The organism is Rhizobium sp. TAL182 (assembly GCF_002117725.1).
Lineage (GTDB): Bacteria > Pseudomonadota > Alphaproteobacteria > Rhizobiales > Rhizobiaceae > Rhizobium > Rhizobium esperanzae.
Map to the genome: position 1 here is coordinate 122,050 of NZ_CP021028.1, position 13,652 is coordinate 135,701.

General features: G+C 60.9%; 12 protein-coding genes. 4 read left to right on the forward strand and 8 right to left on the reverse strand.

Features of this window, described 5'->3' with window-relative positions; all coding sequences use genetic code 11:
* Window positions 1-59: 59 nt before the first annotated feature.
* The 4 genes from Tal182_RS27210 to Tal182_RS27225 are packed head-to-tail and all read left to right on the forward strand — an operon-like array spanning window position 60 to window position 5,276.
* A complete protein-coding gene (locus Tal182_RS27210) occupies window positions 60-1,067 on the forward strand; it encodes an ABC transporter permease (protein ID WP_085861486.1) in 1,008 nt (335 codons plus the stop codon).
* A 1-nt stretch (window position 1,068) separates the two neighbouring features.
* A complete protein-coding gene (locus Tal182_RS27215) occupies window positions 1,069-2,205 on the forward strand; it encodes an ABC transporter permease (RefSeq protein WP_064808189.1) in 1,137 nt (378 codons plus the stop codon).
* Window positions 2,206-2,215: 10 nt separating this feature from the next.
* Window positions 2,216-3,883, forward strand: coding sequence for an ABC transporter ATP-binding protein (locus tag Tal182_RS27220; protein ID WP_085861487.1), 1,668 nt, complete (start codon window positions 2,216-2,218; stop codon window positions 3,881-3,883).
* A gap of 22 nt (window positions 3,884-3,905) precedes the next feature.
* Complete coding sequence (locus Tal182_RS27225) at window positions 3,906-5,276, forward strand: alpha-glucosidase/alpha-galactosidase (protein ID WP_085861488.1); 1,371 nt, start codon at window positions 3,906-3,908, stop codon at window positions 5,274-5,276.
* Window positions 5,277-5,394: 118 nt separating this feature from the next.
* Here Tal182_RS27225 and Tal182_RS27230 read toward each other — a convergent pair whose 3' ends face one another.
* The 8 genes from Tal182_RS27230 to Tal182_RS27265 all read right to left on the reverse strand — a co-directional run bounded on the left by Tal182_RS27230 (window position 5,395) and on the right by Tal182_RS27265 (window position 13,592).
* Entirely contained in the window at window positions 5,395-5,838 is a 444-nt protein-coding gene (locus Tal182_RS27230; protein WP_335720578.1) for an RT0821/Lpp0805 family surface protein, read from the reverse strand.
* A complete protein-coding gene (locus Tal182_RS27235; RefSeq protein WP_085861489.1) occupies window positions 5,835-6,848 on the reverse strand; it encodes a methyltransferase in 1,014 nt (337 codons plus the stop codon). Before Tal182_RS27235 ends, Tal182_RS27230 begins: the two co-directional genes overlap by 4 nt.
* 275 nt (window positions 6,849-7,123) lie before the next feature.
* Window positions 7,124-7,870, reverse strand: a complete 747-nt coding sequence (locus Tal182_RS27240; RefSeq protein ID WP_064808197.1) for a ribonuclease activity regulator RraA — start codon at window positions 7,868-7,870, stop codon at window positions 7,124-7,126.
* A 21-nt stretch (window positions 7,871-7,891) separates the two neighbouring features.
* Window positions 7,892-9,052, reverse strand: coding sequence for a mandelate racemase/muconate lactonizing enzyme family protein (locus tag Tal182_RS27245; protein ID WP_085861490.1), 1,161 nt, complete (start codon window positions 9,050-9,052; stop codon window positions 7,892-7,894).
* Window positions 9,053-9,085: 33 nt separating this feature from the next.
* The gene (locus Tal182_RS27250) at window positions 9,086-10,183 is read right to left on the reverse strand and encodes an ABC transporter ATP-binding protein (protein ID WP_064808200.1); all 1,098 of its coding nucleotides are present in this window, start codon (window positions 10,181-10,183) and stop codon (window positions 9,086-9,088) included.
* 11 nt (window positions 10,184-10,194) lie between these two features.
* On the reverse strand, window positions 10,195-11,085 hold the full coding sequence (locus tag Tal182_RS27255; RefSeq protein WP_085861491.1) for a carbohydrate ABC transporter permease: 891 nt from the start codon (window positions 11,083-11,085) through the stop codon (window positions 10,195-10,197).
* Window positions 11,082-12,041 (reverse strand): sugar ABC transporter permease, encoded by a 960-nt coding sequence (locus Tal182_RS27260; RefSeq protein ID WP_064808202.1) that lies wholly within the window; start codon window positions 12,039-12,041, stop codon window positions 11,082-11,084. Before Tal182_RS27260 ends, Tal182_RS27255 begins: the two co-directional genes overlap by 4 nt.
* A 72-nt stretch (window positions 12,042-12,113) precedes the next feature.
* Window positions 12,114-13,592 carry a sugar ABC transporter substrate-binding protein gene (locus Tal182_RS27265; protein ID WP_064808203.1) on the reverse strand — a complete coding sequence of 493 codons (1,479 nt, stop codon included), beginning with the start codon at window positions 13,590-13,592 and terminating at the stop codon, window positions 12,114-12,116.
* Window positions 13,593-13,652: the final 60 nt, after the last annotated feature.

Here is a 13,652-nt window from a genome sequence, read left to right on the forward strand (position 1 = left end):
ACCAACGAGCCGGCCGCGCCGACAGGAGCGACTGGCGGCCAAGCGAAGCGAACCGTCCGATGTTACGATTCCTGCTCGTGCGCATAGCCTCCGCGATCCCCGTTCTGTTGATCCTGAGCGTGGTGACTTTTGCGATCATCCAGGCTCCGCCCGGCGATTATGCCGATTACATAAGATCCCAGCTGATCAACCAGGGTGGCGCATCCTATGCCCAGGCCGACGCGCAGGCGCAGGCCTACCGGGTCGAGCACGGCCTCGACAAGCCGCTGGTCGTCCAATACGTCAACTGGATCGGCGGCATTCTCACCCGCGGCGATTTCGGCTACAGCATGTTCTACAACAAGCCGGTTGCCGACGTCGTCGGCGAACGCCTGCCGCGCACCCTGCTTCTGGCGCTCGTCTGCCACATCTTCGCTTCGGTGCTCGGTATCGGCTTCGGCATCTGGGCAGCAACGCGGCAATATAGCTGGATCGACAGCACGCTTTCGGCAGTTTCCTTCCTCGGCATGACGGTGCCGCGCTTCCTGATGGCGTTGATCATCGTCTATCTCCTGGTCTTCCAGTTCAACGTGACGGAGATCGGCAGCTTCTTCTCGCCGCAATATGGCGGCGCACCCTGGTCTTGGGCGAAGTTCGTCGATCTCATCCACCATGTCTGGCCGGTTGTGGCGATCGCCACCTTCGGCGGGCTCGCCTACAATATGCGCGTTATGCGCGGCAATCTGCTCGATACGCTGAATGCCCAATATGTCGAAACCGCAAAGGCCAAGGGCCTGTCCGGCAGCGCGGTGGTGATGCGCCATGCGGTGCCGAACGCGCTGCATCCGCTGGTCATGTATCAGGGCGTCGTGTTGCCCTACATGCTGACCGGCGAGATCGAAACCGCGATCATTTTCGCACTGCCGACCGTCGGCCCGGCGATCGTCGGCTCGATGGCGATCGGCGACGTCTATGTCACCGCCACCTTTATGATGGTGCTGTCGGCGACACTGATCGTCGGCAATATCATCGCCGACATGCTGCTCGCCCTGCTCGATCCGCGCGTGCGCCAGTTCGGAGGAGCCTGAGATGCTTGCTTTCGATTCGTCCGACACACCACCGACAACCGAACCGGCGATCAAGAAGCCTTCGCATGGCAGCGAAAGTTATCTGGCGCTCGTCTGGCGCCGGCTGCGGCGCTCCTGGACCGGCATGATCGGCCTCGTGCTCGTCGGGCTCTTGATCCTGATGGCGGTCTTTGCCGATTTCTTCGCGCCGATGGATCCGAAGGCGACCGATGTCGGCTTCGCGCCGCCGCAGGTGATGAGCTTCCACGACAAGGACGGCAATTTCGTCTTCCAGCCGCGCGTCTATGCGCTGTCGGATTCCGAGGAGCTCGACCCGGTCACCTTCCAGCCGATCGTCGGCATGGATTACGACAATCCCAGGCTGCTCGGCTTCTTCGTCGAGGGCGCCGAATACAAGCTCTTCGGCCTGATCCCGGCCGACCGGCATTTCTTCGGCTCGACCGACGGCCAGCCGGTGCATTTCCTCGGCACCGACAAGTTCGGCCGCGACGTGCTCTCGCGCGCCATCATCGGCTCGCGCATCTCGCTGATGATCGCGCTGACCGTGGTCTTCATCGTCACGCTCATCGGCACGACGGTCGGCATGGTCTCCGGCTATTTCGGCGGCACCTTTGATATCTGGTTGCAGCGCTTCGTCGAACTGGTGCTCGCCTTCCCGCAGCTGCCGCTCTATCTCGCCTTGACCTCGCTGATCCCGGTGACGGCGCCGACCAATGTCTTCCTCGCCTTTGTCATCGTCGTGATGTCGGCGCTCGGCTGGGCGCAGATGTCGCGCGAGGTGCGCGGCAAGACCCTGGCGCTTGCCCGCATCGATTACGTCCGGGCGGCGATGGCGGTCGGCGCCACCGATCGGCGCATCATCATCCAGCATATCTTCCCGAACGTGATGAGCCACGTCATCGTCGCCGTGACGCTCGCCATACCGAGCGTCGTGCTGCTGGAATCCTTCCTTGGTTTCCTCGGTTTCGCCGTCAAGCCGCCGCTGATCTCCTGGGGGCTGATGCTGCAGGATACGGCGACCTATTCGGTCATCGGCTCCTATCCCTGGATTCTTTCCCCGGTCGGCTTCGTGCTCGTCACCGTCTTCGCCTTCAATGCGCTCGGCGACGGACTGCGCGACGCGGTCGACCCCTATTGAGGTGATTGATATGGCTCTTGCACTGGTCAATTCCTTCGCCCCGCCCGTCCGTCACGATCATGACGGCCGCTCGGACACGCCGATCATCGATGCCCGCAACGTCGCGGTAAATTTCAAGGTCGAGGGCGGCATGGTCGAAGCCGTCAAGGACGTCTCGTTCCAGCTCTATCGCGGCGAGACCATCGCGATCGTCGGCGAATCCGGCTCCGGCAAATCGGTGACGGCGCGAACGGTGATGGGGCTATTGTCCAAGCGCGCCGTCGTCTCCGGCAATTCGACGGTCTCCTATGACGGCAGCAACATCCTGAAATTCTCCGAGCGGGCGCGGCGCAAGCTGCGCGGCGACCGCATCTCGATGATCTTCCAGGAGCCGATGAGCTCGCTGAATCCGATCTACACGATCGGCAGCCAGATCGTCGAGGCGATCCGCGTGCATCGCCGGATCAGCAAGCGGGATGCGGAAAAGCGGGCGCTGGAACTGCTCGAACATGTGCAGATCCCCGATCCGGCCGCGCGCCTCAAGCAATATCCGCATCAGCTTTCCGGCGGCCAGCGCCAGCGCGTGATGATCGCCATGGCGCTCGCCAACGATCCTGACGTACTGATCGCCGACGAGCCGACGACGGCCCTCGACGTCACCGTGCAGGCGCAGATCCTCAATCTGATCCGCAACCTGCAGAAGGAACTGGGGATGGCGGTCATCCTCATCACCCATGATCTGACGGTGGTGCGGCAGTTCTCCGATTACGTCTATGTCATGCAGCATGGCGAGGTGCGCGAGCACAATGTCACCGAGGCGCTGTTTGCCAATCCGCAGCACGCCTATACCAAACACCTGCTCGCCTCCGAGCCGCGCGGCCAGGCCAATCCGCTGCCGGAAGGATCGGATATCATCCTCGACGCGAGGGGTGTGCGCGTCGGCTTCATGATGCGTCACGGCACCTTCCTCAAGCCCGAGATGCGCGAGCTTGTCGCCGTCGACAGCCTGAGCCTGACGCTGCGCCGTCACGAAACGCTCGGCCTCGTCGGCGAATCCGGCTCCGGCAAAACCACCTTCGGCCAGGCGATCCTGCGGCTGAACACGCCGCAGGCCGGCGAGATCCATTTCGACCGTCAGCCGATCCACGGCCTGTCCAGGGCCGAGATGCGGCCGCTGCGCGCCCGCATGCAGGTGGTGTTCCAGGATCCGTTCTCCTCGCTCAACCCGCGCATGACAATCGGCCAGATCATCGACGAGGGCCTCGTCGTCAACAAGCTCGGCGCCACGAGGGCCGAGCGGCAGGACCGGGTGCGTGAGGCGCTTGTTGCCGCCGGCATGCCCGGCAATATCCTCTCGCGTTTCCCGCATGAATTTTCCGGCGGCCAGCGCCAGCGCATCGCCATTGCCCGCGCCATCGCGCTGGAGCCGGAATTCATCCTGCTCGACGAGCCGACATCTGCACTCGACCTCTCCGGCCAGGCGCAGATCATCGAGCTGTTGCGCAAGCTGCAGGACGAGCGGGGCCTGAGCTACCTCTTCATCTCCCACGATCTGAAGGTCGTCCGGGCGCTGTGCCACCGCGTCATCGTCATGCAGCATGGCAAGATCATGGAAGAGGGGCCCGTCGACGAAGTTCTCACCCATCCCAAGACCGCCTACACGGAACGGCTCGTCAAGGCCGCTTTCGAGGTAGCATGATTATCGAATGCCGGAGGCTATAATGGCAGGAAATCCCAAAATCACCTTCATCGGAGCTGGCTCCACCGTCTTCATGAAGAACATCATCGGCGACGTGTTGCAGCGTCCGGCGCTGTCGGGCGCAACGATCGCGCTGATGGACCTCAACCCGCAGCGGTTGGAAGAAAGCGCCATCGTCGTCAATAAGCTGATCTCGACGCTCGGCGTCAAGGCGAAGGCCGAGACCTATTCCGACCAGCGCAAGGCGCTTTCAGGCGCCGATTTTGTCGTCGTCGCCTTCCAGATCGGCGGTTACGAGCCCTGCACCGTCACCGATTTCGAGGTGCCGAAGAAATACGGGCTGCGCCAGACGATTGCCGATACGCTCGGCGTCGGCGGCATCATGCGGGGCTTGCGCACCGTGCCGCATCTGTGGAAGGTCTGCGAGGACATGCTCGCCGTCTGCCCGGAGGCGATCATGCTGCAATATGTCAACCCGATGGCGATCAACACCTGGGCGATATCGGAGAAATACCCCACAATCCGCCAGGTCGGCCTCTGCCACTCGGTGCAGGGCACGGCGATGGAACTGGCGCACGATCTCGACATTCCCTATGAGGAAATCCGCTATCGCGCCGCCGGCATCAACCACATGGCCTTCTATCTCAAATTCGAGCATCGCCAGGCCGACGGTTCCTATCGCAACCTCTATCCCGATCTCCTGCGCGCCTATCGTGAGGGCAGGGCGCCGAAGCCCGGCTGGAACCCGCGCTGCCCGAACAAGGTGCGCTACGAGATGCTGACGCGGCTCGGCTATTTCGTCACCGAAAGCTCGGAGCATTTCGCCGAATACACGCCCTATTTCATCAAGGAGGGGCGCGAGGACCTGATCGAGAAATTCGGCATTCCGCTCGATGAATATCCGAAGCGCTGCATCGAGCAGATCGAGCGCTGGAAGGGCCAGGCCGAGGCCTATCGCTCGGCCGACAAGATCGAAGTGACGCCGTCGAAGGAATATGCTTCCTCGATCATCAATTCGGTCTGGACCGGCGAACCCTCGGTCATCTACGGCAACGTCCGCAACAATGGCTGCATCACCTCGCTGCCGGAAAATTGCGCCACCGAAGTGCCCTGCCTGGTCGACGCCTCCGGCATCCAGCCGACGTTCATCGGCGACCTGCCGCCGCAGCTGACGGCACTGATGCGCACCAATATCAACGTGCAGGAACTGACGGTGCAGGCGCTGATGACGGAAAATCGCGAGCACATCTACCACGCCGCGATGATGGACCCGCATACGGCGGCCGAGCTCGACCTCGACCAGATCTGGTCGCTGGTCGACGACCTGCTCGCCGCCCACGGCGACTGGCTGCCCGAATGGGCCCGCACGAACCGTAAAGTCCAGGCCGCCTGATCCCCTCTCCCGGGTGAGGCGTCGAGAAGCCCCGCGGTGTGGCAACGACCGCGGGGCTTTGCGTAAAAATCTTGTAATGGATACGAGGGGCCTCGTCGAATAAGTTAATCGGCTTAGACTAGTGGGTCGTTGCTCCTAACTTCCAAGAATTCCCAGAGGGACAAACTACGCCACCAAAGCGCGTAGTACCCTCAAGTGACTGGCGACTTGTTACGAAACCACGGCATCCATCAAGCCTATCGTGGGTGTCAATCTGTTCGATAACTCCGGCGCTCCCAGTCGACGGATTTGCCCAGGCGAGAGCTTTCGTTCCGACAGCTCCGCGGCCAACCACATCTGCAATTACAGCTTGATCGCTGACTGGGGCGGCGCCTGGTGAAACGGAAGGCGCGGCAGACACTTCGAGAGGTTCGGTGCGTGAGCAGGCGGCGAGAAACGCCACGCACGCACACGCAATGATAACTATTCGTTTCATGCAGAAAATGATGGATCTGAAGACGACTATTTCAACCCCACGGCGCATCAACTTTGGGGGAGGGCCGAGCTCGCCGTTTCCGCTCATTCGGGCTTGAATCCGATCACCATTGAGTCCGGTCCCAGCAACGGCTCGACGCGTGTGGACACGAAACCGGCGTCGCGCATCCAGGCTTGGCAGTCGGCACCGGTGTAGTCGAACCCTCCGCGGGTCTCGATCAGCATGTTCAAGCTCATCAGCAAGCCGAAGGCGTTGCTGCAGCGCTCGTCGTCGATGACGGCGTCATAGACGATCAGGGCCCCGCCGTTCGGCAGCGCGGCGAAGGCTTTTTCCAGCAGCATCCTCTTCTCGGCAAGATCCCAGTCGTGGAGGATATGCCCCATCACGATCACATCCGCTTTCGGCATCGGGCTGTCGAAGAAGTTGCCGCTGTGGAAGCGGATGCGGTCGGCAAGGCCGTGACGGGCGACGAACTCGTCAAATATCGGCTGCACGGCAGGCAGGTCGAAGCCGAGGGCCTGGAGATGCGGATGGGCCCGGGCGATCACCACCGGTACCATGCCTTGCGCCGCGCCCACATCGGCGAAGGTCGTGTATTTCGACCAGTCGAACTTCGCGGCGATCGCCTGCGCCGCTCCGGCGCTGATCCCGCTCATCGCCGCGAGGAATCCGCGCAGCCGTGCCGGCTCCGCATATAGCGCAGCAAAGAAGTCCTCGCTGTGCTTGGCTTCGTTCTGCGGCTCTCCCGTGTGCAGGGCTTCGGTAAGCGAGCCCCAGAAACCGTAGAGCCGGGCATTGGCCATTTCGAGGATGCCTCCGATATAGGATGGCTTCGCCTTGTCGAGGAAGAGGTCCGTATCAGTGGCATTGCGATAGCGGCCATCCTCGCGTTCGAGCAGCTTCAGGGCCACCAGGGTGTCGAGGAAGTCGCGGGCCGAGCGGGGATGCAGTTTCAGCCTGGCCTGCAGCTCGGGCAGGTCGGCCGGGCCGGCTGCAAGCTCGGTGAAGACACCGAGCTCGACTGCGCTTAGCATGGCTTTGGAGGCCCAGAACCCCATGCCAAGCTGCATGATGTTGTCCGGCGTCGTTGCGCGCATCGCTCGTCTCCTCGTAGATTGTGTCGTCGAACGGCACCTGGGATTGGTGCGAAACCGAAGTGGTCCGACGGCGCTGCGAAGCAGAACGTCTCGTCTCGTCGCGGCACCCCGCAAGAAAAATAGAGCGTTTTACGGTGGGGTACAATTAATCAAGAATCACTAGCCAAGAGCTCGGCTGAGCGGTGATTCCGACACCTGACTTTCACTGCGAAGGCGAGTCGCGGATCACCGGCAACGCCTCACAAATTTCGTCGCCCTTTGAAGCAATCCATTGTCTAGATTGTTCCCAGACGGTGCATTTTGCGCCACTCTTCGTACTCTGTTCGGGCATCATCATGCAGCGGATAGTAGCGCTGCAACGACCCGCCCTCCATAAGCTTCGCTCGCGAGAACTCCTCCCAATCGTGATGCTTTTGCGATTCTTCGATTACCTTCGGGGCCATTGCGACTGGAAGCACCACCACCCCGTCATCGTCGGCGACGATGATGTCTCCAGGGATTACGGTGACGCCGCCGCAGGCAATCGGGACGTTGACGGCGTTGGGATAAATGCCGGTCTGCACATGGTAGTTGGGCGTCCAGCCGCGCAGCCACAAAGGGAGATCGAGCTTCTCGACATTGGGCCGATCGCGCATGCACCCATCGATCACGATGCCGGCGCCGCCCCTGCCTTTGAAATAAGTCGACATCATATCGCCAAAGACGCCTGAGCTCATGTCACTGCGCGCGTCGACCACGACCACATCGCCCTCCTGCACGTGATAAAGCACATGGCGGTGCAACTGCGTCTCCGGGTCCGCATATTCTCCCTCGGTGAAGAGGTCCGGCCGCTGCGGCAGGAATTGAAGCGTCAGCGCCGGTCCAACGATCGACTTCCCGCGGGTCTGCGGCACGGGACCGACCATGTGCGGATTGCGGAAGCCCATGTGGCCAAGCGTGCCGGAAACCGTCGCGGCGCCGATCTCCTTCAGTGCGTCGATCATGTCTCTGGGCGGTCGCGTAATATCGGGCGTATGCGTCATTTTAGGCTCCGGTGAATGAAGCTACCAGTTTGTGACAGAACCGTCGCGGCGCTTCAGGTGCGGCGCTTCCCAGAAACGAAAGCTCTCCGCCTTGATCGCCTCTTCGTTGACCTCGACGCCGAGGCCCGGCAGATCGCTGACCGGATAATCGGGGCCGTCGAGCCGCGGTTGCACGGGGAAGAAGTCGGAATTGTCGAAGCCGAGCTTCGCTTCGGGCGCCCTGGTCTCGAGCCAGGCGAAATTCGGCACCGCGGCGGCGAGATGGATGGTCGCGGCCGTGCAGACTGGGCCGAGGGGATTGTGCGGCATCAGATCCACATAGTGCGCCTCGCTCCAGCCCGCGACCTTCATCGCTTCGGTGAGCCCGCCCACATTGCACACATCGAGCCGGTTGAACTGATGGATGCCGCGCTCGATGTAGGGCAGGAATTGCCACTTGCTGGCAAATTCCTCGCCGATTGCGAACGGGATGTCGGTCATGGTGCGCAGGGATTCGTAGGCCTCGGGTGTCTCGTCTCGTATTGGCTCCTCGAGGAAATCAAGCACGCCACGGTCTAGCCTGTTACAGAAGCTCGCAGCCTCTGCCACCGACAGCCGATGATGATAATCGATGCCGAGGACGACGTCGTCGCCCAGCGCCCGGCGCGCCTTGTTCAGCATTGCCGCGGTAGGGCCGATCGACTCCCGCGGCTCAAAGATGTCCTTGTTGTTTTGCCCGATCGGGAAGAAGCGGATCGCCTGCCACCCTTGTGCGCGCAGTTCGCGGGCTCGTTCGATGGCAACCTCGCCTTCGGCCTCGTCCCCGGTCGAGGCGAAGGTCGGAATGCGGTCGCGCTGCTTCCCGCCCAGCAGTTCGTAGGCTGGAACCCCCAGCGCCTTGCCCTTGATGTCGTGAAGGGCGATGTCGATCGCGGAAATCGCCGCCTGCAGAACGCGCCCGCCTTCGAAGTATTGGCTGCGATAAATTTCCTGCCAGATCCGACCCGTCTGCATCGCGTCACGGCCGATGAGAAATTCGCGATAGTGTTCGATCGCACCGGCAACGGCCTTTTCGCGACCGCTCAAGCCGCTCTCGCCCCAGCCGAAGATGCCGCTGTCGGTCTCGACCTTGACCAGCATCTGGTTGCGCGTTCCTACCCATACTGGGTAGGGCTTGATCGCCGTGATGTAAAGCTTCGTCATCCACGCCCTCGTCCCACACGCATCCGCTTGGTCTCAGTTGACCTTCAGCGCCATTTCTGTTTCGCCGTCGAACAGATGCATCCGCTCCTGATCGAACTCGAGCCAAATCTGTTCGTCCGGCGTGACCGCAATGGTCGGCGGCACGCTGACATTGACGATGGCGCCTGATAGGAACGCCTGGACGAAGGTGACATCACCGGTCGGCTCCACTGTGTAGGCTTTGGCAGGGATGCTCCCAGGCGTCGCACTCTTATGCAACTTGATCGTCGAGTGGCGCGCGCCGAGCACGACTTTCTTGGTGGATGACCTTGCAACTTTATGGGCATTTTCTGGCGAAAGCTCGAGGCGCCATCCCTCCGCGCTGATCAACACATTGTCACCGCTTGCCGTTGATGCCTCCAACGGGATTAGGCTCATCGCCGGGCTGCCGACGAAGCTGGCGACGAACATGTTCACCGGATTGGCAAAGACCTGCGCTGGAGTATCGTATTGCTGCAGATAGCCGCCGTTCATCACCGCCATCCTGTCGGCCATGGTGACCGCTTCGAGCTGGTCGTGCGTCACATAGATGATCGTCGCCTTGAGATCCTGGTGAAAACGTTTGATCTCCGACCGCATCTGTACGCGCAGTTTTGCGTCGAGGTTGGAAAGCGGTTCATCCATCAGGAATACCGCCGGATCGCGAACGAGCGCACGGCCGAGCGCCACGCGCTGCTGTTGGCCGCCCGAAAGTTCGCGTGGCTTGCGCTCGAGGAGCTGCGTCATGTCGAGCACCCGCGCTGCTTCCCTGACCTTCTTGTCGATCTCGTCCCGTGGCAGTTTGCGCATCTGCAGCGGAAACGCCAGATTTTTGTATACGGATTTCTGCGGGTAGAGCGCGTAGTTCTGGAACACCATTGCGATGTCCCGGTCCTTGGGGTCGAGGTCGTTGACCACCCGCTCGCCGATGACGATGTCGCCGGATGTGATAGGGATGAGCCCCGCCACAAGATTGAGCGTCGTTGTCTTGCCGCAGCCTGAAGGGCCGACGAGCGCAACGAATTCGCCGTCGTTGACCGTCAGAGAAACTTTGTTGACAGCTTTGAAGCCGCCATAGGTCTTGACCAGATCTTTGAGGACCACGTGGGCCACCGGCAACTCCCCTAATGCTTGACTGCGCCTTCCGTGAGGGCGCGTACGAAGTATCGCTGCAGAACGAGAAACAGAACCACGACGGGTACGCTCATCATGAAGCTGGCCGCCATAAGGCCCGGGAAGTCCGTCGTGTTTTCCGAGAAAAAGCGCTGGATGCCGACCGGCAGAGTCAGCTGCTCGTTCTTGGAGAGAAAGGTGTAGGCGTAGATGTACTCGTTCCAGGCGCCGATGAACGAATAGATCGCGGTGGCGATGATTCCTGGTGCCGAGAGCGGCATGACGATCAGGAGAAAGGCCTGAAACCGCGTTGCCCCGTCGATGCGCGCAGCCTGCTCGAGTTGCACCGGGATGTTGTCGTAAAAGCCCTTGAGGAGCCAGATTGCCAGTGGCAGGCCGAATGTAAGGTAAGTCAGAACAAGCGACCCGTGCGTGTTCACCAGCCCGATCGCGCGCATCAGGATGAAGAGAGGCACGAGAAAGATCACTGCCGGGAACATGTTGCGAAGCAAAACGGCGAAGAACAGAAAGTTGCGGCCAGGAAAGGTGAAACGCGAAAACGCGTAGGCCGCAGGAACGGCCACGATCACCGAAAGGATGGTCGTAGCGGTGGAGACGAAAAGGCTGTTCCAGAAGAAGCGCAGGAAGTCCTGGCCGACGCTATTTTGCGGATCGAGCAATTTCTGGTAGCTGGCGAGGGTTGGTTGGTCCGGCCACCATTGCGGCGGGAATTGCATGGCAGCGAAGCCGGACTTGATCGAGGTGATCAGCATCCAGACCATCGGTAATGCGGTGTAAAGCAACATGAACACAAGGAAGATGCGTCCGCCCCACCGCCATCCGTCGATGCGCATGCGGCGATGGATCCGGCCTCTATGAGTGGCCTCGGCAATTGTGCTCATGCGCTCCCATCCTTCTGCTCATTCCCGCTCAGCGCGCGGACGTAGAAGTAGCCGAGCGACATCAGGATCAGGAAAAGCAGCACCGAATAGGCCGATGCCACTCCCCAGCGCTGGCGGCCGAAGGCGAGTTCATAAATGTGGGTGATCCAGATATGCGAGGCGTTCGAGGGCCCGCCGCCGGTCATGATCCAGGGAATGATGAACGAATTGAAGTTGGCCACTGCCAGCAGAAGGATTGTGACCGTCGAGACGTTTCTCAAATGCGGAAAGGTGACGTGCCAGAACCGCTGCCATGCATTGGCGCCGTCGACCTTTGCGGCGCGCAGCAACTGGTCGGGAACCGTCTGCAGGCCAGCCATCATCATGATCATGGCAAACGGAAACTCGCGCCAGATATTGACGACGATCAGGGAGGGCAGCACTGTGCTGACGCTGTCGATGAAATTCGGCGGCCGATCGGCCCATCCAAGGCCGACGAGCACCGCGCCGATTATCCCAAAGTCTGAATGGTAGATCCACTTCCAGATGTAGGAGGCGGCGACCGCGCTGATGACCCAGGGAATGATCAGGATGGCCCGCAGAATTCCGCGGCCGACAAAGTCGCGATGGAGCGCCAGAGCGCAGGCAAATCCCAGGACAAAAGAGATGAGAGTGGATCCCAGTGTCCAGATAAGAGTGTTCGAGGTGACTTTCCAGAACACCGGACTTGTGAGGATGGCGGTGTAGTTGTCGAGGCCGACGAAGATCTTGTCCCGGAGCTGCAGGCCAGGCGGTGTATTGAAGAACGACAGTTCGATCGTGTAGTAGATCGGGTAGGCGATGACGATAAGCATCACGGCGATCGCGGGAAGCACGTACGCATAGTCAGCGCGATGCTCCAAGATGTTTCGCAGCACGCCGAACCGATCGGATTGCAGTCTTCGGTGAGGCTCGGCCTTGCCAGTCAAGATCGTCACTGTGCGGTGCCCTTATTCTTCGGAACAAACCGGCTGCAATCAAAGCTGCAGCCGGTCAGATCGTCAGGATGATTAGAGTCCGCCGTCCATCAGGTCTTTCACCTTCTTGGCTGCGTCGTCCGCTGCTTGGTCGACTGTCATGGCCCCGGTCAGGGCATTCTGTAGCATATCCGGGACGATGATGTTCATGATCTCCGGCGACTGCGGCAGTGCCGGGAACGGGATGCCGTAGGGCAGCATCGAAGTCGTAACATCGAGAAACTTGATGTTATCAAGACGTTCCTTCATCCACTTGGTCTTGAAGCCGTTCAGGTTGCCCGGGTTCGAGCCGGCATAGGCCATCTTCAGCGACCATTCGGGGCTCGTCCACATGCAGATAATAGCCTTTGCAGCCGGCTCGTCGACCTTGCCGCCCTCGACATATTCGGGCTTCAGGATGTGGATGTTGGAGCCGCCAAACACGACGGCACGCTTGCCGTCTGGGCCGGTCGGAATGAGGCCGTAGCGCATATTGTCGATGACGGTCTGCGCTTTTTCCTTGTCGCTGCCCGTCGTCTTCTTTTGCAGGTCGAGCATGACGTTGTAGTCGGACGGGTGCGAGATCATCATGCCGAGCTGGCCAGCGAGGAAGAGGGGCTGGTTGTCGGCCTGCTGGTTGGTGAGCGCCGAAACCGGAACCGACTTGTCACGAACATACATGTCGTAGGAGGCTTGCAATGCGGCCTTGCTCTGCGGGCTATTGAGCTCGACCTGCTTATAGGTCGGGTTGGCGGTCGCTTCGTCGAAGACGCCGCCGCCATAGGCCCACAGCTGCGGCATGAAGCGGTAGGGCGTGTTGCCGGCATTCTTGCGAGCCACGAGGCCGTAACCGGCAATGCCGAGCTTGTCGTGGATCTGCTTGGAATACTTGACGACGTCATCCCAGGTTGCCGGAGCCTTGTCCGGATCGAGGCCTGCACGCTTGAAGATGTCGGCGTTCCAGATGAACGCCATCGTCTCGTTGTTGGTTGGGATGCCGTAGGTCACCCCCTCCCAAGTAACAGCCTTCATTGCGCCGGGCCAGAAATCCTCGGTCGAATAACCGACATCCTCGGGCTTGAGCGGCTGCAAATAGCCTTTGGCGGCGAACTCGGTGCCGCCCAGGATCTGCAGGCGGACCGCCATCGGCGCTGCGTTGCCAAGAAGCGCGGTCCGGAACTTGTCCAGCAGGTCGTTATAGGTGAGGGCTTGTTCCTCAAGCTGGATGTTTGGGTAGGTTTTGCGGAAGCTCTCGAAGAAGTCCTTGTAATACTGGCGCAGCAGGTCGGGATCGCCCTCGAACACGCCCTGATACCAGAATGTCAGCCGGCCCTTGTAGTCGAGGGGGGTGACCTTGCCGCAATCAGCCGCCGTGTCGAACTCCTGCGTGCCGGCGATGGAGCGCACATATTGCGGTGACCACTGGCTCAAGTCGACCGGCGCACTGAGCGCAGACACGGACATCAACGATACCATCAAAGCAGCGGATACAGTGCCGCGTACAACGACACCGCCGAGCGAAAGACTCGTCATAGGTATTCTCCCAGGTTTGTCCCAAGCCGCTCTGCATTGAGGCGGTCTTGCTCCCAGGTC

What these genes read in the sequence shown, in the direction of transcription:
- Tal182_RS27210 (WP_085861486.1), top strand. Translation starts at nt 60, where the DNA reads ATGTTACGATTCCTGCTCGTGCGCATAGCCTCCGCGATCCCCGTTCTG.
- Tal182_RS27215 (WP_064808189.1), top strand. Translation starts at nt 1,069, where the DNA reads ATGCTTGCTTTCGATTCGTCCGACACACCACCGACAACCGAACCGGCG.
- Tal182_RS27220 (WP_085861487.1), top strand. Translation starts at nt 2,216, where the DNA reads ATGGCTCTTGCACTGGTCAATTCCTTCGCCCCGCCCGTCCGTCACGAT.
- Tal182_RS27225 (WP_085861488.1), top strand. Translation starts at nt 3,906, where the DNA reads ATGGCAGGAAATCCCAAAATCACCTTCATCGGAGCTGGCTCCACCGTC.
- Tal182_RS27230 (WP_335720578.1), bottom strand. Translation starts at nt 5,838, where the DNA reads ATGAGCGGAAACGGCGAGCTCGGCCCTCCCCCAAAGTTGATGCGCCGT.
- Tal182_RS27235 (WP_085861489.1), bottom strand. Translation starts at nt 6,848, where the DNA reads ATGCGCGCAACGACGCCGGACAACATCATGCAGCTTGGCATGGGGTTC.
- Tal182_RS27240 (WP_064808197.1), bottom strand. Translation starts at nt 7,870, where the DNA reads ATGACGCATACGCCCGATATTACGCGACCGCCCAGAGACATGATCGAC.
- Tal182_RS27245 (WP_085861490.1), bottom strand. Translation starts at nt 9,052, where the DNA reads ATGACGAAGCTTTACATCACGGCGATCAAGCCCTACCCAGTATGGGTA.
- Tal182_RS27255 (WP_085861491.1), bottom strand. Translation starts at nt 11,085, where the DNA reads ATGAGCACAATTGCCGAGGCCACTCATAGAGGCCGGATCCATCGCCGC.
- Tal182_RS27265 (WP_064808203.1), bottom strand. Translation starts at nt 13,592, where the DNA reads ATGACGAGTCTTTCGCTCGGCGGTGTCGTTGTACGCGGCACTGTATCC.